Below are 17,306 nucleotides of genomic sequence, written 5' to 3'. Positions count from 1 at the left end.
GCGGAAACCGGCAACTGCGCGGCAGGCGGCGAGGGCGTTGCCGGGTGATCCGCCAAGGGCCGGGGCCCGTCGCGCCCGCGGAAGTCGCGGGGGAAATACGACAGAGGATGTCGGGTTCTGCGGAGACAGTGGGGTCACCGGCCGGCGCCGTGACGTCGCCGGCCGGGACGACCCACGGAAAGACGCACGGAACTCGCACGGAAGAAGGACCCCCATGCGCGAAACACCCGACGAGCTGCGCCGGCTCCAGGCCCTCCTCGACACCTCGCTCTCCCGCTCCACGGCGCACCTGCGGTCGATCATCAACAGCGAGCGCACCCTCACCGCCGGGCAGCTCACCGGCGTGCTCACCGGCATGTGCACGCTCGCGCTGTCCACCGTGACGGCCAAGGGCGAGCCCCGGATCAGCGGCGTGGACGGGCACTTCCTGCACGGCATGTGGCACTTCGGCACCGCCCGGGGCGCCGCCAAGGCGCGGCACCTCGCCGCCCGGCCCGCCGCCAGCGCCGCGCACCTGCGCGGGGAGGACCTGGGCGTGTTCACCCACGGCACCGTGGAGGTCCTCAACCCCCACGACGGCGAGCCGGCCGCGGACTGGCCGGACCTGCTCGCGTACTTCCGGGACTTCTACGGCGCCGACGCCTTCGACTGGGACAACGACGTGGTCTACTACCGGCTGCGCCCGCACTGGATGGCCGCGTTCGCCCCCGACCTCGCCAAGCTCGGCGAGGTCGGCGAGGTCGCCGAGGCTGGCGAGCTCGCCGGGAAGGCGGACGAGGCGTGACCCCGCGCGCGGAGGGCGCGTCCGTCCCGGCCCCGCCCGTCCCGGCCCCGCCCGTCCCGGCCCCGTCCGTGGACGGCCCGGTGCGTCGGGACACCATCGACGTCGTGGGCGCCCGTACCAACAACCTGCGCGACGTCTCCGTCAGCATCCCCAAGGGCCGGCTCGTCGCCTTCACCGGCGTCAGCGGCAGCGGCAAGACCTCGCTCGCCGTCGACACCCTGCACAGCGAGGCCCAACTGCGGTACCTGGAAGGCCTTTCGCCGTTCGTCCGCCAGTACATCACCCAGCGCAACCGCCCCAAGGTCGACCGGATCCTCGGTCTCGGCGCCACGCTCGCGGTCGACCAGCGCCGCCTCAACCGCAACCCCCGCTCCACCGTCGCCACCATCACCGGGATCGACGGACACCTCGGCCTGCTCTTCTCACGCCTCCCGGGGCTCGGCCCGGCACCGCACACGGACACGGACTCGGACACCGGCCCGGCTCCGGCCACCGCCGTCGAGCTGCCGACCACCGCCCACTTCGACCGCCACACCCCCGAAGGCGGCTGCCCGGACTGCCACGGCGCCGGCGGACGGCGCCGGGCCCACGAGGACCTCGTCATCACCCGCCCCGACCTCCCCCTCCTCGAAGGCGCCTCGCCCTGGTTCGCCAAGTGGCGCTCCGGCGAGCACGTCTTCGTCCCCGCCCTCGCCGCCCGGCGCGGCGTGGACCTGGCACGGCCCTGGCAGTCGCTGCCCGAGACGTTCCGGCACGCGGTCCTGTACGGCACCGGGGACGAGGCCGTCGAGGCCACCGTCGACATCCCGAACCGCCACGAGACCGCGCGGATGACGTACACCTCCAGCCAACCGCTGCGCGGCGCGCTCGCCGAGGTGGAACGGGTCTTCGGCAACGCGCGGACGGCCGAGGCCAAACAGCGCTACCTGCCGTACCTGCGCGAGGACCCCTGCGGCACCTGCCACGGCAGTGGATTCGCCCCGCTCGCCCGGTCCGTCCGCCTCGGCGGCCTGACGTACCCCGAGCTGCTGGAGGTGGACGTCCGCGAGGTCCGCCGCTGGGCCGGGCACCTCGCCGAGACCCTCGACCCCCGGCAGCGCACCGTCGGCGAGCCCTTGGTGCAGGACCTCGAACGCCGCCTGCGCCTCCTGGACCGGCTCGGCCTGGCCCACCTGCGGCTCTCCCGAGGCGCCGCCACCCTGTCCGGCGGTGAGCTGCAGCGCACCCGGCTCGTCGCCCAGCTCGGAACCGAACTGAGCGACGTCGTCTTCGTCCTGGACGAACCCGGCGCCGGACTGCACCCGGCGGACAAGAAACACCTCCTCGACATCGCCCTGGAGCTGCGTGCCGCCGGCAACACCGTCCTGCTCGTCGAGCACGACCCCGAACTGATCGCCCGCGCCGACTGGATCGTCGACCTCGGCCCCGGCGCGGGCCGCCTCGGCGGCGAGGTCCTGGTCTCCGGCCCGCCCGCCCTGGCGGCCGCCGACCCCGCCTCCGCCACCGGGCGGTACCTGGCCGGCCGGGGGCCGCGGCTGCGCCGCACCCCGCGCCCGGTCGACGACGGCACCGCCCGGGTGGAACTGCACGGCCTGCGCGCCCACACCGCCGCCGCGGAGCTGCTGCGCATCCCCGTCGGGCGGCTCACCTGCCTGACCGGGGTCAGCGGCAGCGGCAAGAGCAGCGTCCTCGGCGCGCTCGCCGGGAGCGTGGCGGCCGCCCTCAGAGGCACCGCCGCCGACACCGTGCGCGCGGTGACCGGACACGACGGCTTCGGCTGGGTCGCCGTGGTCGACCAGGAACCCCTCGGGCGCACACCGCGGTCCAACCCGGCCACCTACAGCAAGGCCTTCGACATCATCCGCAGGCTCTTCGCCGCCACCGACACGGCCCGCGCGCGCGGCGTCGACGCCTCCTGGTTCAGCTTCAACACCGCCGGCGGGCGCTGCGAGATCTGCGCCGGGCACGGCCGCAGGCTCGTCGACATGCACTTCCTCCCGGACATGTGGGTGGTCTGCGACACCTGCGACGGCCGGCGCTACGGGCCCGGGGTCCTGGACATCACCTACCGGGGGCTCTCCGTCGACCAGGTGCTGGAGCTGACCGTCGCCGAGGCCGGGGAGGTCTTCACCGAGCCCCGGCAGCTCGCGGAGATCCTCTCCGCGCTCGACCGGGTCGGGCTCGGGTACCTCCGGCTCGGCCAGAGCGCCACCGAACTGTCCGGCGGCGAGGCCCAGCGCCTCAAACTCGCCGCCGCGATCCAGCGCGGGGCGGCGAGCCGCCGGGCCGGCCTGGTCGTCCTCGACGAACCCGTCTCGGGCCTGCACCCGTCCGACGTCCAGCGGGTCGTGGACGCGCTCGACCTGCTGCTCGACTCCGGCAACACCGTCGTCGTGGCCGAACACGACATCCCCGTCGCCGCCTCCGCGGACTGGGTGATCGACCTCGGGCCGGGAGCCGGCCCGGACGGCGGCGCGGTGGTCGCCCAGGGCACCCCCGACACCGTCGCCGGTGCGGACACGGCCACCGCCGGATACCTCCGCCGGTACGCGGCGGGCCTGCCCCTGCTGGACGCCGCGGACGGCGCCGAGCGCTGACGGGCGGCACCCGCGCTCGGCCCGCCCGGGGCCGGGGCGGCTCGCGGCGCCGTCCGCGGAACCGGGGCGGGTCCACGGCTCTCCCCCCAGGGGGCGGGCGGGCTCGCGGTGTCGCGCCGGGACCGGGGCGGGTCAACGGCGCCGGGCCCGGCGAGAATGGTGCCGGCGCCGCCGTGGGACCACCGGGCGCCCGACGACGGCGGACGAGCGGAGGGGGTGACGTGCGGGCGAGCCGGGCCATCGCGCTGCTGCTGCTCCTCCAGTCCCGGCGGGAGATGACCGCCGCGGAACTCGCGGTCGAGCTGGAGGTCTCCGAGCGCACCGTGCAGCGGGACGTCGCTGCCCTCGTCGAGGCCGGGGTGCCGGTGTACGCCGAACGCGGCCGGGGCGGCGGCTACCGCCTGGTCGACGGCTACCGCACCCGCCTCACCGGCCTCGAACGCGCGGAGGCGGAAGTCCTGCACCTGGCCGGCCTCCCGGGCCCGCTGCGCGACATGGGCCTGGCCGGGCGGGCCCTGGCCGCCCGGCTGAAGGTCGCCGCCGCGCTCGGCGACGCCCCCGCGGCCGCCGTCCAGCGGTTCCACCTCGACGCACCGGCCTGGTTCCGCGAGGCCGGGACGCCCGCGCTGCTCGCCGAGGTGTCGCGCGCGGTGTGGGAGGACCGCGTGCTCCACGCCCGCTACGCGGCGCGCGGCGGCACCCGGGACCGGCGGCTGGAGCCGTACGGTCTGGTCCTGAAGGCCGGGCAGTGGTACGCCGTGGCGCGCGGGCCCTCCGGCCGGTTCGGCTCGTACCGCGTGGACCGCTTCGAGACCGCCGAGGCCGGCGAGGAACGGTTCGAACGCGACCCGGAGTTCGACCTCGCCGAGCACTGGGCCGCGGCGGCACGGGAGTTCACCCGCGCCATGCTGCGCGAACGGGCCCTGGTGCGCCTGAGCCCGTTCGCCGTGGAGAACCTCGCCGCCCTGCTGGAACCGACCGCCGCCGCCGACGCCCTCGCCACCGCGGGCCCGCCGGACGCCGACGGCTGGGTCACCGTGACCCTGCCGGTCGAGAGCTGGGACATCGGCTGCTTGGAACTCCTCCGCCTCGGCCCGGAGGCCGAGGTCCTCCAGCCACCCGAATTCCGCGCCCGCCTCGCCGAGGCCACCCGCCGCGCCGCCGCCCTCTACACCTGACCGGCCGCCCCCCGGGGAAGCGCCCGGCCGGCCGTGGCCGACCGTGACCGCGGCCGACGGGCGTCCGTTCAGCCGTCGTTCTTGATGATCTTCATGGTCAGGTGCGAGTCGACCCGGGCGACGGCCGGCAGCCCCATGAGCCGGGCCGTGAGGAAGCCCTCGTAGGTGGCGTGGTCGGCGACCGCGACGCGAATGAAGTAGTCGGGGCGGCCGAAGAGCCGACGGAACTCGACCACCTCCTCGTAGGAGGCCACCGTCGACTCGAACTCCTCCACCGTCTGCAGGTCGTTGACGCCGATCTCGACCGCGACCACCACCTCGAACCCCCGGCCGGCGGCCGCCGGGTCGATCCGGGCGCGGTATCCGGCGATGACCCCGGCCTCTTCCAACCGCTTGACCCGGCGAAGGCAGGGCGGCGGCGTGAGGCCGACCCGTCTGGCCAGTTCGACGTTGGTCAGCCGACCGTCCTGGCGCAGGTGGAACAAAATTTCACGATCGATGGAATCCAGCATTTCTTTATTACTCACAGTGCGACTCCAGGGCAATAATTGGAAACCATATTACCGGGAATCCGGCCTAGAATTGCCCCATGAATTCCGCCCCCGGCGGGACGCTCGCCCGTCCCGTTCCGCCCCCCGCGCTTGCCGCCGAAACGAACCCCGCCGAAACGAACGCCGCCGAAACGAACCCCGCCGCGCCGACCGCCCGGAACGACCTGGCAGCCGCGCTCCGGGACTCCGGCTCCGTCGGCCTGGGCCTGTTCCCGCTCGGCATCGCGTTCGGCGTGCTCGTCGTCCACGCGGGACTGAGCTGGTGGTGGGCCACCGCCTTCACCGCGCTGGTCTACGCCGGGTCGCTGGAGTTCCTGCTGATCGGGCTCGTCGTCGCGGTCGCCCCGCTCGCGCAGATCGCCCTGACGGCGTTCCTGGTGAATTTCCGGCACGTCTTCTACGCCCTGTCCTTCCCGCTGCACCGGGTCCGCGGCCGGTTCGGCCGGGCGTACAGCACCTTCGCCATGACGGACGAGGCCTACGCCCTGACCACCGGGCGGCAGGCGCGCTCCTGGAGCGGGCGGCGCATCATCTGGCTCCAGGTGCTCTGCCAGCTCTACTGGGTCGGCGGCGCCACCGCCGGCGCGCTGTTCGGGGCGCTGGTGCCCGCCCGGCTGGTCGGCCTGGACTTCGCGCTCACCGCGCTGTTCGTCGTGCTCGCCGTGGATGCCTACCGGGCCCGGCGCGACGTCCCCACCCCCGCGCTGGCCCTGGTCTGCGCACTCGCCGCGCGCTTCCTGTTCCCCGGCCAGATGCTGCTCGCCGCCACCGCGCTGTTCACCGCCGGGCTGCTGGCCCGGCGCGCCCTCACCCGGCCCCGCACCCCCGCCCCGAAGGAGCCGACCGGTGCCTGACGCGCCCTACCTGCTCGCCGCCATCGGCGTGTCGGCCGCCGTCACCTGGGGCCTGCGCGCGCTGCCCTTCGCCGCCCTCGCCCCGCTGCGGGCCAGCGCCGTGCTGCGCGACCTGAGCGAGCGGATGCCGGTCGGCGTGATGGTGATCCTCACCGTCTACGCCCTGCGCGACCTCCCCCTCGCCAGCCCGCTGCGGGCCGCCCCCACCGTCCTCGCCCTGGCCGCCACTCTCGGTCTGCACCTGTGGCGGCGCAACGCCGTCCTGAGCATCCTGGGCGGCACCGCCGTCCACGTCGCCCTCGCCAGCACGGTCTTCGCCCACCCCTGAGCACGGCCGCACCGCGGCCGCACCCGCCGTAGGCGCAGGTGTGACTGGCAGTCGTAGTTGGCGGGTGGGATTGCGGTTCGTGCAGATGGTTGCGCGAGCTGGAAGCGGTAGTTGGCGGTTTCTGGAACCGATAGTTGGCGGCCTTCGCAGCCAGCGACTACGGAGGGTGAGGCGATCATTCAGGCGGTTGCTGCGTCGATCCTCTGGGCCAGTTGCCGGCTGTAGTCGTCGAGGATCTTCCGTAGGGTCTTCCAGAAGTGGTTCCCCGCGGGGTTGTGGATGTGATCCAGGACCGCGTGTTGGGACCGTCCTGGGATGATCATCGGCGGATTCTTGGTCAACGGGGGTTCGAAGCAGGGGGCGAGGTCCCATTCGCTGCCTGTGGTGGCGGTCCAGATGTGGGCGGATGCCCCGAGATGGACCTCGCCGCCAGGTTCAGTCGAGTGGTCCTCGTCGATGGGTGGCAACCGGTCCAGAATGGTCTGCCATTCGTCGGGCTGGAGGTGCCAGAGCGTGAGGCTGAGCCTGCGGTGGTGGTAGTCGACAGGCTCGGGAGCGTCGACGATGTGCCGGGCGAGGACTTCGAATGCCTCGGCGAGAGCCCGCTGGTGGTCTTGCCGCCGCGGGTAGTGCCGAGAGGTGGTGGACAGCCTGGTGTCGGGCGTGTAGACCCAGGAAGCGGGGATGCCCAGGAACCTGGCGGCCTCGGGCAGTGAATCGTCGGTCGCGGCCCGGACGAGCTGAACGGCTGCCGTGCGGCGGAATCTTTCATTGACCGAGTCCTGCCATGACTCCGGGGCGCCGTGGTCGAACAGGATACGCATCCAACTTCCGGGCAGGCGTTGAGGGATGTGTTCGGGCAGGTAGCCGCGTTGACCGCCCGGGAACGGAGAGTCGGCGAAGGGTCTGAGCAGCCGCTTCCTGGCAGGCTTGGGGATGTGGTCGGCGGCAGCGTGCTCGATGTCGAGTCGGGTCTTGGGCGTGCACTGCTCTCTCAGACGGGTCCAGGTCTGTCCCCAGCGGCTGTCACCCTGCGGCATGGCGACTGGGAGGAGGTGATCCAGGGCCTGCCGGAAGATGGCGCGTGGTTGATCCAGAAGGGCGTCGGCCATGGCGAGCATGGCCGCAGTGGACTCAGCATCGGGTGGCGGAGCGTCCCAGCGTGCCATGGGCATGAATTCGCAGCGCTCCAGCTGGACGTTCAGGCCCGGTGGCACGTCGATGGGGGCCTGGAAGGAGTGTGGCCAGCTTCCCGCGATGATCGCGGCCATGACCTGCAGATCGCTGATCACGGCGGCAGCTGGCTCGGCTTCCTGTGCCATGACGTTGAGGATTTTTGTTTGGAGCGAGGCGGCTTCGCAGGTGAGAGGGCGGGCAGTGACGGTGTCCAGGCGCTCACCGCAAGGCTGGGTGTTCTTCTCAGCGAGGACACCACTGCGGCACTGGGCCGGGTGCAGGCCCGACTTCCCGGCTGCTGGCAGTAGCAGGCGCCTGTTGGTCCACCCGTGTGTGCTGAAAGGCGGGTTGTCACAAGCAGGGCAGAAGTGCTCGAGCAGGACATCGTGTTCCAGACAGGCGAAGACCGTCGCGAGGCGCCAGTGGAGCTTCCATGCCCCGCCGTGGCGGTTGTGGATGTCGCTGCCGTCGCCGGCCAGACACTTCGGGCAATAGCGGCTTGAGGCCAGTAACAGCCAGGGTTGGATGACCGTCCTGGAATGTTGGTTGCCGCCGGGCCGCGTGAGCGAGTCGGTGACGGCAGGATCACGGCCGACGAACTGCCGAAGCGTCAGTGCCTGGGCTTCCTCGGGAGCCAGCCGTGTCAGGTGGGTGAAGGTCTCCAGCGGCTCCGGTTGCAGCATCAGCAGGTGCCTCACCGGCGCTGTGCTCGACGGGTTCGCGCCATCAGTCAGGCCGGCCAGACGCATGAGTCGGCCCGGGGCCTGGTCGAGGCGGTGAGACAGTCGCAGGATGAAGCCGGGCAAGCTCTCATCGGGCAGCGGAACAAGACTGCGTGGAAGCGCCTGCGGCCTGTCTGACATCAGGTCGTCGCTCCGGCGGCGCGGGGACCGCCGTCGTCGAAGACGGTGTTGCGCGCCCGCTTGCGGGCTGCGGGTCGGCGGTTCGTCGCTGGGGCGGCCGTGACGGTGTCGATCACGGGGATCTCGCCAGCGTCCGGATCCCGGCCAGGGTCGTCGAGGCTGAGGACGATCTCGTCCAGCAGCTCCTCGTCCAGGACTTCGCGTTTGCTGTTCGATGGCTTCGTGGGCGCCGTCCTCGATGAGGCGGGCCAGCAGGCCGACGACGCCGCCGGTGCGGCGCATCAGGTATTCGGGCATGGTGCCCTCCGTGAGCATCCCGGGCTTCGCGTCGAACAGCCGCAGACCGTCTTCGATGCCGGCGAGGTGGTCCTGGAAGGCCTGGATCTGCTTGGGCGTGGTGTAGCGGAAGCGGTCGAGGTCGACCAGGTCGAAGCGCCGCTCGGTCTGGGTGGGCTCCAGGCCGAAGGTGCGGGCTCGTTCGGAGGGTGGCATCACCCACTGCCGGTGGCGGGCGTCCCATGTCGCCTCCCGCAGCAGACCAGAGCCAGGAATGTCGACGCCGACCAGAACCAGGGTGACGTTGATGCTCATGAACGCCCGGATGAGGTCGAGGACGTCCTGGTCGTCCGCGCGGTGCATCCGCAGACGGGTGATGTCGTCCAGGATCAGCGCCTGCACTCCGTGGTCCTTCACCGACTGGGCGACCTGCCGGACCAGCTCGGGCAGTGTCAGACCCTTCGTGGGGGCGCCGAAGAAGTCCAGGACCGCCTGGCAGGTGCTCTTCGGCTTCGCCGTCACCGGGGTCTGGACGTATGCGACGGGGGCATGTAGGTCCCGGGTCCCGGAGAGGGAACGCGGGTTGACGTGGGCGTGCAGGTCGAGCCACTGATCCTCGAAAGCGGCGGCGACCTCGCACGTGGTCTCGGTCTTGCCGTGGTAGCCCAGGCCGTTGACCATCACCCCAGAAAGCGTGGAGGAGTTCCGCTTCCACGCGTTGTTGCTGATCCTGCGATTCACCAGGCGCGACACCTTGAGTGACATCGGTGTCTCCTGCAGGGGCAGGTTCACGTGGGTCGCGGTGCGGTGCATGTTGTGAAGCGCCCGGTCCCGCGGGCTCATCGTCCGCCACTGGTCGATCGTGATCACTGGTGCCGGCACGAACCTGTCCCGCGTGGTGCGGAATTGCTGCCAGCCCTCGAAGGTATCCCTGCGGAGCGGCTTGTTCTCCAGCAGCTCGGCCAGAACCTCGGCCGAGCTGGGACCATCCCTCATGCGTTCTCCCTGGTCGCATCGGTGTCGCTGTCGTCGTCCGGCAGCAGGAACAGGTTCCGTCGCCGCAGGGCATCGCCGAGGCGGGGCGGCGGTGTCGGCCGACTCGTGACCGCGGCCTCGCGCCGGCGGCGCCTATCGGCGTCCACTGCCGCTTGGACGCCTGCAGCCTGGCGCGGCCAGGGGACCACCTTGGCGTCCGAGGCCTCGCTTGTGGCGGGCGTCGGCGGGCGGGGCCGGTCGGCGGTGGCCTGTGCGGCTTGGGTGGCCCGGCGCGAGCGCGCGGTCTTCTCCCGCTTGGTCATCTGCGAGGGCCAATCAGCCACCGGGATCACCGAGCCGAGGATCTCCAGCAGCACCGGCAGCAGCTCGGCGTCCGTGAGCGGCTTCAGCCCGCGGCGGCGGACCTCGCCGAGCAGGGCCTGGGCGTTGACGTCGGAGAACGCCGGGACCTCGCCCTCGCGCGGCAGCCCGGTCCAGCGCAGGTGGTGCCAGACCTCGGGGTCGTCGGGGTCCTGGAGGAACACCGTCCTTCGGTCCCTTCGGTCACTGCGGACCACCCATCGGCCCTGGTGCCGGCCGCCCCGGACCGACAGCCCGCGGAAGCGGTCCTCCTCCAGCGCCGGGTGGTGGTAGTAGAGGCCGAGGATCTTCACTCCCCGGCCCGGGTGGATCTTGACGTGGTGGGTCCGCAGCAGCTTGTAATAGAGCTGCTGCGCGGGGATCTCCAGGTCCAGGCCGCCCTGCGCGGTGGCGGTGGCGAACAGGGAGTTCGGGCTGTGTTTCTCGCCCGGGGCCCAGGCCGGCGCGTACTCGCCCAGCTCACGTCTCTGCCAGACCCGCACGACCCAGGTCGCGATCAGGTGCTCCATCTGTTCGATCGTCAGTACCGCGTCCGCTTCCGGGTCGGCGCCGCGGTCGGCGACGTCGGTGCCGGTGAAGCCGAGCAGGTGCTCCAGCAGCAGCGTCTTGACGGAGGAGAACGCCCTCTCGACGGCGAACTTGTCGTGCGCCCGCAGTGTGCGGGCGGGCAGGATCGTGCAGCCGATCGCCCGCTCGGCGGCGACGATCTCGTGGTTCTTGTAGGGACCGCCGTGGTCGGTGGTGACCGTCTCCGGCGCGAAGAACGGCAGGGCCGCGACCTTGTGGCCGGCGAACTCGGCGACCAGGGTGGCCGGGGCACCGGGGTAGGGCCACTCCATGTCCTCGCCCCAGCCATCGCGCATCGGCAACGGCATCGTCACGTCCCGCAGCAGCATCGCGATGTCCACCGCCGTGTCCGACACCAGCGTGAGGCGGAACGCTACGATCGAGTGCGTGTATAGGTCCAGCGCCAGCGACAGCACTACCGACACCGGCTCGCCGAAGACGTGCTCGCGCACCTTCACCGGCAACGGCGTCGAGTCCAACGCGACGACCTGGCCCGGCCGGTGGACCACTACCCGCTGCCCGGCCTCGGCGATCTCGGCGGTGCGGACGTAGCGCTGGCGGGAGCCGTCCGGTCCGAACCACTCACGCCAGACCACTGCCAGCGTCTTGCGCCCAGGAACATCTTCGGCTGGGAAGTCGGGGAACGTCTCGTTGATGTACTGACACATCAGGCGATGCCGGGACATCATGCTCATCCGCGACCGGCGCAGGAACTCCTCCCTCACCGCGAAAACCGCCTCCCGGACCTCCGTCGTCACCGTCGGATGCCCCGTACGCCGACGCGTCCACCGTCCGTCGGCGCAGGCCAGGAGTAGATCCGCCTCCAGAACGTGCGGGCCCAGGCGTTCCAGCGACCGGCGGCTCATGTGCTCCAGCCCCAGCCGCCTTGCCTCCCCAGGCGGCATCGCCTTGATCTCCCGGACCTTGGCCTCTCGCCGCTCGCGCAGTGTGGTTGACGCCGGGTCGAACCCGGGCCGCGGCTCGTGCGCCAGGGCCCGGTGAGGGCTGCCGCCACGGTAGCCGGTCTGGGTCTCCAGCACGTGCTCCGCCCGGATCCGGGCCCGCTCCAATTGGTCCGCAGACAGGTCGGACAGCACCGTCGGCTGCCGCGAGACGCCCGGCGCCCCAGCACCCGTAGCCGCGCGCAGGTCGGGATGGTTGATTAGCCAGCGCAGTGACCGCCGCTCGCGGGTGCCATCCGGTCCAGTCAGAACGACCCGCCCCAGGTGCGGCTCGACCTCCTCGACCGTCCAGTCGACTCCGCTGAGCCGAAGTCCCACCCCGGGCGTGACTACGACGGCGCTCCGGCTCACGACTGCCCCTGCGCGGCCGGCTGCCCGAACCACACGGGCGAGTTATCCTGTAACGGCTTGCCGAGGTCCACTCCCAGACGCCGCTGCCAGAGCAGGTGGACTGCCTCGACCCGGGCCAGAGCTGGCCACTTGGTCGAGCCCACCAACTCGCCGAAGGGCCGCGGTCTTTCTGCGGCTACGGCCATCAGCTGCGACTGCAGGCCGAGCGGGTCCGTGCGCGGGCGCCGCCGGGCCGACAGCGCGTCCAGCACCCCCCGGACGTGCGGGCGCCAGCCGCCGACCACGGTGTAGTGCCATCCCGCGGCCGCCGCGACCTCCCGTGTCGCGGCGAACTTCACCGCGTCGTCGTCGCGGACCAGGCCGGCCGGGCGCACATCCAGCAGCCAGCCGCCATCGGGCATCAGCGCCAGAAAGTCCGGGACGTGGGCCGAGCGGCCGCCGACATGTTCGAAGTCCAGGCGGAACGGCTGCGGCAGCACCTCCTGGACCCGCAGGAAGTCCAGCGCTCGCAGCAGGTCCCGCTCCTCCAGTGACTCGAAACCGTGCTGGCGGCCGGTGGAGACCATGAACTCCAGCCCTGGCCGGTGCTGTTGTTGAGCCCGCCAGGTGAAACGACGAACAGGCTGCGACTCCAGAACCGGTACCGACTCCAGGTCCCGCACCGGCCAGACGACGTGGCCGCCGTCGAACAGCCAAATCGTCGACCACCGCCGTGGCCAGGACTCGTCGAGCACCAGGTCACGACGGAAGACGTCGTCACCCGTGAACGGTGTGATCAGCTCCGCCAGGTCGCACACATCTGAACGGATTCCAGTCCCAGTCCTCGTACTCACGACAGAACGACAGCCTCCGCGCGTGCCGCGCGGAGGCGGAATCTCCGAACGGGATCACCCCTGGAGGCGACAATCACCCGCCGGAGTGGCGGTTCGTTCAGGCCTCGTTGACCATGACCGTGATCCGGCCGCCGTTCAGCGTGATCTGCTTGATCGCGGGCCTGCTGTCCGAAGCGTCGAGCTCGGAGTCGTGATCCAGGGAGGAAGGTACTAGCGAGAGTGGCTACTCGTGAGGCGGTAGGTACCTTCCCGCTCTTCTTCATGCAAAGCCATGTACTGGACGTTGCCAGCGTGGAATGATCGCTGGGTTGGTCTGGGCAAGAGGGTGAGCGATGGTGGACACCGGTGAGCAGTACGAGGCGTCGGCGTCGGCGCTCGGGTACCTCTTTCAGTTCGCGAAAGCTCTGCACATCTGCATCGAGCAGTGGATGAGCGCAGACATGGACTGGAGTGTTGCGGTCGAAGCGGCTGATGACATCGAGATCCATCAGGGCTCCGATAGGCGCCTCATTCAGCTGAAGCAGCGCGCCGAAGGCGTTCGAATGACCGACCTGTCCGAGGACCTCTGGAAGACGTTGAGGATCTGGGCGGAGGCTGCCAAGGCTGGCCGGATTACGCTCGCCGAGACGAAGCTTTTCCTGTTGACGACGGCTGAGCTCCCCGAAGGTAGCGCAGCCTTCTTCCTTCAGCCTCGAAGCAGTCAGCACCGCGATGAAGACCGAGCTTTGCTACTGCTTCGCGAGGCCAGAAAGGCTTCGAAAGCAACGAAGGGTTCTCTTCCGAAGTGCTTCGAGGCCTTCGACAGCCTGGAGCCCGGAGATAGACCACTTCAGCGGCGTCTGATTTCCCGTATCGAGGTTCTCGGTGGTACGCAGGACATCGCCGAAGTTCGGACGGCATTGAAGGGGCTTGCGGCCTTTTCTGTCGGCCACGATGCGGCGAATTCCTTCCTTGCCAGGCTAGAAGGCTGGTTTTACGATCGCGTGATCGAGCAAATGCAGACGCCAGGGGGTAACCCCGTCACCGGCATTCAGTTCGATGAAGTACTCTCCGACCTGCAGCGTCAGTTCCGCTATGACAACCTGCCGATCGACCATGACATCTACGACATGATTTCCGACACTTCCCAGGCGGCCGACAAGAGCTTTGTCCGTCAGCTCGGACTAATCGGGGTCGGATCTGAGCGAGTCGGTCTCGCGGTGCGGGATTACGTTCGTGCCTTCACTCAGCGCTCCCGCTGGTCCACTGAGAATCTGCTGCGTGCCGGCGAGCTCGGAAAATATGAGCGAAAGCTTGTTGAGGAGTGGCAGTCCCGCTTCGCCGAGATGGCGGAAGAACTCGGCCCTGAGGCTACCGAGGAAGAGAAGAAGAAAGAGGCCAGACTGATTTACCGCTGGGTCGACCGGGAGGCTCGCTTCCCGATCCGCACAGGTTGTGACGAAGTCTTCGTAACCAAAGGTTCGTACCAAATGCTCGCCGACGAGCTTAGAGTCGGGTGGCATCCGGACTTCTCTGCACGCCTTATCGCGCTCCTTGAGCCGGCCCAGGCCCGCTGATGGAGCTGAGCCGCGAGGAACGTGCCTTGTACAACCCTGCCTTCACCGCGGTCCTGTGCACTCGCGCTGTCCATGGCTACGACAAGGAGTACGCCGCCGCATGCCCGCTTCCCGTAGCTGTCACCGCCACCGTCATGGCTCTGCAGCCCGCCATACGGGCAGCACTGCCAGCAACGACAGGAACCGGGCTAATGGGGTGGCTCGAAGCAAACGAACACGTGCGCATCGAAATGTCCCGTAATGCCACGGTCCTCGCCACCGTGGTCAGGCCGGGACTTCTGTTCGCGCTGCAGTCCCGCGTTATGCGCTGCACCGACGCTGGCCTCATCCCTGTGCCCCGCGCATTGGCCAAGACCATCAGTGGGGGCACGCCGCAGACCAGAGCCATCCAACAGACCGCCTTCATGCTCGGACGCTGGCTCCCAAGTACTGGCAGTCTCGGTACCGTCCTAACCCTCCTGGGAGTTCAGCCGTGACCTTTCAGATCCAAGCGGTCACCATCTATGGCAAGCAGCCCGGCCAGGTGCATATAGTGCCCTTCAAGCCTGGCGGACTCAACATCGTCACCGGCGACTCCCGTCGTGGGAAGAGTGCTTTGTTGACGATCATCGACTACTGCCTCGCCAGCTCTGACTATCCAGTGAAGTCTGGGAAGGTCCGCGAATACGTCAGCACTTTCGCGATCACTCTTGTCAAGCCCGGTGAGCAGATCTTTGTCGCCCGGAGTGCCCCGGAAGCCAAGAAGAGTGTTAGCACCGTCCTCTGTATCCTGTCGCAGGCGCCCGGATCCCCACCACCACCCCTGGAAGATCTTCGCTTTGTCACGCCGAGAGAATCTGCCAAGGACCTGCTGAGCGACTTCTGCGGCATCGACCGCAACATCCGAGTCCCTGCCGTTGGTCGCGCAACACTAATCGCGCCTTCCGTCCGACACTCCTTGTTCTTCTGCTTTCAGGCTCAAAACGAGATTGCCAACGAAGACGTACTCTTCCACTCGCAGGGCGAAGAATGGAGGCCGAACACTATCCGGGGCGTCATTCCCTACTTCCTTGGCGCAACAGACCGTGAGCAGGCGCTCCTCCGCAGCCGACTACGCCTCGCTCGCCGGGACCTTTCCGACCACGAAGCCAAGTTGGCTGCCGCGAGCAACTTTGCCCCTGCTGCCGGCCAGGCCCAGGCCCTGCTTGCAGAGGCCATCGAAGCTCATCTCCTGCCCCTTGCTTCCGGGCGCGAGACGACCGCTGAAGGCGTCCTTCACCTCCTGCGTGAGGCGCTCGTCCAGGGAGGTCCGCAGCCAGGTCCGGACAGGACCGACGACCCACTCACAGAGCTACGCACCCATCGTGTTGAGCTGCGCGGTCGGGCAAGCAGAGCTCGGGCCCGGATCGCCGATCTTAAGGCCGCCTTGGCGGAGAACGGCGACTTCACTGACCAAGCCAACGAGCAGCACGCTCGACTGGCCACCCTGGGCCTGCTGAAGCACGATCCAGAGGCTTCCAATGTTGCGCAGTGCCCGGTCTGTGACAGCCCGGTCGGATCCGCCCATGCCACCGCCATGGCCTTGACCGCTGACCTGCTTCACCTCCAGAGCGACCTACATGCCATCGGCAGAGACACGCCGGCCATCGAGCGGATGATCAGCCAAGAAGAGGGTCGGCTGCAGGAACTCCACTCGGCACTCGCTCGCAATCAGGAACAGATCAACGAGGTCATCGCAGGGGCACGGGCCCTAGACCAAGAGCCAGACGACATTCGGCGCGCTGCCATCGTTCAGGGCCGGATCAGCCTCTACCTAGACACGGTAGCCCAACTTGTCGTCGGCCCTAGGATGGAGGATCGAACTGAAGAGCTCCGCATGCGGATTGCCGAGTTGGAGATGCTTCTCAGTGAAGATGTCCAAGGCGACCGCCTAACCAGCTTCCTGTCACTGATCAACCAGGAGATTAGGAAGAAGGCGCAGGAACTCTCCCTGGAACATTCCAGTTCGCTCATTCGCCTCGATGTGAATCGCCTCACGGTGGTGGCTGACACCGTAGAGGGCCCGGTGCCGCTGAAAGAGATGGGCAGCGGAGACAACCATCTCGGGTACCATGTTGCCACCCTTCTAAGTCTGCATGAGTGGTTCGCCGAGAACAACAATCCTGTGCCTGGCGTGCTTATTCTCGATCAACCATCGCAGGTCTACTTCCCGCCCGATCACGTGGGCGAAGAGGTGCTGGAGAGCGACGATCGGGTCCTTCTCCTGAACATTTTTAAGGCCATTCACCGAACGCTCCGCAGGCTTGATGGGAAGCTACAAGTCATCGTCATGGAGCACGCAGACCTTGAAGACCCAGCCTTCAGTGACCACGTCGTACATCGGTGGCGCCGGAGCGATGGACAGGCACTTGTACCCGCCGCGTGGATCCCACCCGAGGCTGATTGACGGCTTGTGTAGTAGGCAGTCAGCCCTCATCCACGTGATCTTGCGGAACGTCCCTGAAGCAGCACCGTCGGATGGCGAGAGGCGGGGGCTGGTCCAGGGCCGCTTCGAAGGCCCGGTGATCAGGTCCGCAGGCCAGAGCGGTCTGGAGGGCCGGGGTCAGCCCGTCGCGTACGCATCGAGGCTCCAGTTGACCGAGTTCTTGCCAAGCCAGGTTGAGCCGCTGGAGGTCCGATGTGCTGGCAATCTGTCACTGTCTGCCGCGTCAAGTCACCCGCTCTGAAGAATGTCGCGGGCCTCTCGCTGGGGGAGTGGCTGCGGGCGCTACCCGATCTGTGTCGGCGGCGCGGTGTGCGTCACCCGTTCGTGACGGTGCTGCCGGTTGCCGCTTGGCGGTAGTTGCCGGCGCGCTCGTATGCGGCGGTCGGCCAGTGGCATGCGAATGCTCCGCAGCCCGCCTTGGCCCGGGCCGGGCGCTCGCGTGGCAGGCACGCTGGGCGGCGCGGCGCGCCGATCGCCGCCACGATCACACGGATCGTCAGCCTGATGCAGGGGCGCGCCTACCGTGCCAGCAGCCGCGAGGGCCAACCCTCACGGGCGATTCCCCTCGGCTGCCCCGGGATCCTGTGGGTAGACTAGTTGCGGGCCGCGC

12 protein-coding genes are annotated in these 17,306 nt (G+C 69.3%); 8 read left to right on the top strand and 4 right to left on the bottom strand.

The window, feature by feature from the left end; genetic code table 11:
- The first annotated feature begins 214 nt into the window (after nt 1–214).
- From ACFVUY_RS19830 to ACFVUY_RS19820, 3 genes are all read left to right on the top strand, one after another.
- Entirely contained in the window at nt 215–784 is a 570-nt protein-coding gene (locus ACFVUY_RS19830; RefSeq protein WP_387731475.1) for a pyridoxamine 5'-phosphate oxidase family protein, read from the top strand.
- Nucleotides 781–3,381, top strand: a complete 2,601-nt coding sequence (locus tag ACFVUY_RS19825) for an excinuclease ABC subunit UvrA (protein ID WP_387731472.1) — start codon at nt 781–783, stop codon at nt 3,379–3,381. The genes ACFVUY_RS19830 and ACFVUY_RS19825 overlap by 4 nt, the downstream gene beginning before the upstream one ends.
- 221 nt (nt 3,382–3,602) lie before the next feature.
- Complete coding sequence (locus ACFVUY_RS19820; RefSeq protein WP_387687064.1) at nt 3,603–4,559, top strand: helix-turn-helix transcriptional regulator; 957 nt, start codon at nt 3,603–3,605, stop codon at nt 4,557–4,559.
- A gap of 68 nt (nt 4,560–4,627) precedes the next feature.
- On the opposite strand, the gene ACFVUY_RS19815 is transcribed toward ACFVUY_RS19820, so the two are convergent.
- On the bottom strand, nt 4,628–5,071 hold the full coding sequence (locus ACFVUY_RS19815; RefSeq protein ID WP_387687066.1) for an Lrp/AsnC family transcriptional regulator: 444 nt from the start codon (nt 5,069–5,071) through the stop codon (nt 4,628–4,630).
- Between the two features lie 77 nt (nt 5,072–5,148).
- Between ACFVUY_RS19815 and ACFVUY_RS19810 the strand changes: the two genes are divergently transcribed.
- Both ACFVUY_RS19810 and ACFVUY_RS19805 read left to right on the top strand, forming a co-directional pair.
- A complete protein-coding gene (locus tag ACFVUY_RS19810) occupies nt 5,149–5,964 on the top strand; it encodes an AzlC family ABC transporter permease (RefSeq protein ID WP_387731469.1) in 816 nt (271 codons plus the stop codon).
- Entirely contained in the window at nt 5,957–6,292 is a 336-nt protein-coding gene (locus ACFVUY_RS19805; protein WP_387731466.1) for a branched-chain amino acid transporter permease, read from the top strand. Before ACFVUY_RS19810 ends, ACFVUY_RS19805 begins: the two co-directional genes overlap by 8 nt.
- Before the next feature lie 179 nt (nt 6,293–6,471).
- On the opposite strand, the gene ACFVUY_RS19800 is transcribed toward ACFVUY_RS19805, so the two are convergent.
- From ACFVUY_RS19800 to ACFVUY_RS19790, 3 genes are all read right to left on the bottom strand, one after another.
- A complete protein-coding gene (locus ACFVUY_RS19800; protein WP_387731462.1) occupies nt 6,472–9,603 on the bottom strand; it encodes a TniQ family protein in 3,132 nt (1,043 codons plus the stop codon).
- On the bottom strand, nt 9,600–11,570 hold the full coding sequence (locus tag ACFVUY_RS19795; RefSeq protein ID WP_387731460.1) for a transposase: 1,971 nt from the start codon (nt 11,568–11,570) through the stop codon (nt 9,600–9,602). Before ACFVUY_RS19795 ends, ACFVUY_RS19800 begins: the two co-directional genes overlap by 4 nt.
- A 269-nt stretch (nt 11,571–11,839) precedes the next feature.
- Nucleotides 11,840–12,640, bottom strand: coding sequence for a TnsA-like heteromeric transposase endonuclease subunit (locus tag ACFVUY_RS19790; protein ID WP_387731457.1), 801 nt, complete (start codon nt 12,638–12,640; stop codon nt 11,840–11,842).
- Nucleotides 12,641–13,008: 368 nt separating this feature from the next.
- On the opposite strand from ACFVUY_RS19790, the gene ACFVUY_RS19785 reads away from it, so the two are divergent.
- Genes ACFVUY_RS19785 through ACFVUY_RS19775 form a run of 3 tightly spaced genes read left to right on the top strand, consistent with a single transcriptional unit; the run spans nt 13,009 to nt 16,657 of the window.
- Nucleotides 13,009–14,232 carry an ABC-three component system protein gene (locus ACFVUY_RS19785; protein WP_387731455.1) on the top strand — a complete coding sequence of 408 codons (1,224 nt, stop codon included), beginning with the start codon at nt 13,009–13,011 and terminating at the stop codon, nt 14,230–14,232.
- On the top strand, nt 14,232–14,708 hold the full coding sequence (locus ACFVUY_RS19780; RefSeq protein WP_387731452.1) for a three component ABC system middle component: 477 nt from the start codon (nt 14,232–14,234) through the stop codon (nt 14,706–14,708). Before ACFVUY_RS19785 ends, ACFVUY_RS19780 begins: the two co-directional genes overlap by 1 nt.
- Nucleotides 14,705–16,657: a DUF3732 domain-containing protein gene (locus ACFVUY_RS19775; RefSeq protein ID WP_387731449.1), complete on the top strand. Its 1,953-nt coding sequence runs from the start codon at nt 14,705–14,707 to the stop codon at nt 16,655–16,657. Before ACFVUY_RS19780 ends, ACFVUY_RS19775 begins: the two co-directional genes overlap by 4 nt.
- Nucleotides 16,658–17,306: the final 649 nt, after the last annotated feature.

The organism is Kitasatospora sp. NPDC058063, assembly GCF_042885395.1.
GTDB lineage: Bacteria > Actinomycetota > Actinomycetes > Streptomycetales > Streptomycetaceae > Kitasatospora > Kitasatospora lactacystinica.
The sequence above is the reverse complement of the archived record's forward strand: the minus strand, read 5'-3'. Positions and strand labels throughout refer to the sequence as shown.

Excerpts from the sequence above, each read along its gene's own strand:
- ACFVUY_RS19830 (WP_387731475.1), top strand. The coding sequence starts at position 215 with ATGCGCGAAACACCCGACGAGCTGCGCCGGCTCCAGGCCCTCCTCGAC.
- ACFVUY_RS19810 (WP_387731469.1), top strand. The coding sequence starts at position 5,149 with ATGAATTCCGCCCCCGGCGGGACGCTCGCCCGTCCCGTTCCGCCCCCC.
- ACFVUY_RS19785 (WP_387731455.1), top strand. The coding sequence starts at position 13,009 with ATGGTGGACACCGGTGAGCAGTACGAGGCGTCGGCGTCGGCGCTCGGG.
- ACFVUY_RS19800 (WP_387731462.1), bottom strand. The coding sequence starts at position 9,603 with ATGAGGGATGGTCCCAGCTCGGCCGAGGTTCTGGCCGAGCTGCTGGAG.
- ACFVUY_RS19815 (WP_387687066.1), bottom strand. The coding sequence starts at position 5,071 with ATGCTGGATTCCATCGATCGTGAAATTTTGTTCCACCTGCGCCAGGAC.
- ACFVUY_RS19780 (WP_387731452.1), top strand. The coding sequence starts at position 14,232 with ATGGAGCTGAGCCGCGAGGAACGTGCCTTGTACAACCCTGCCTTCACC.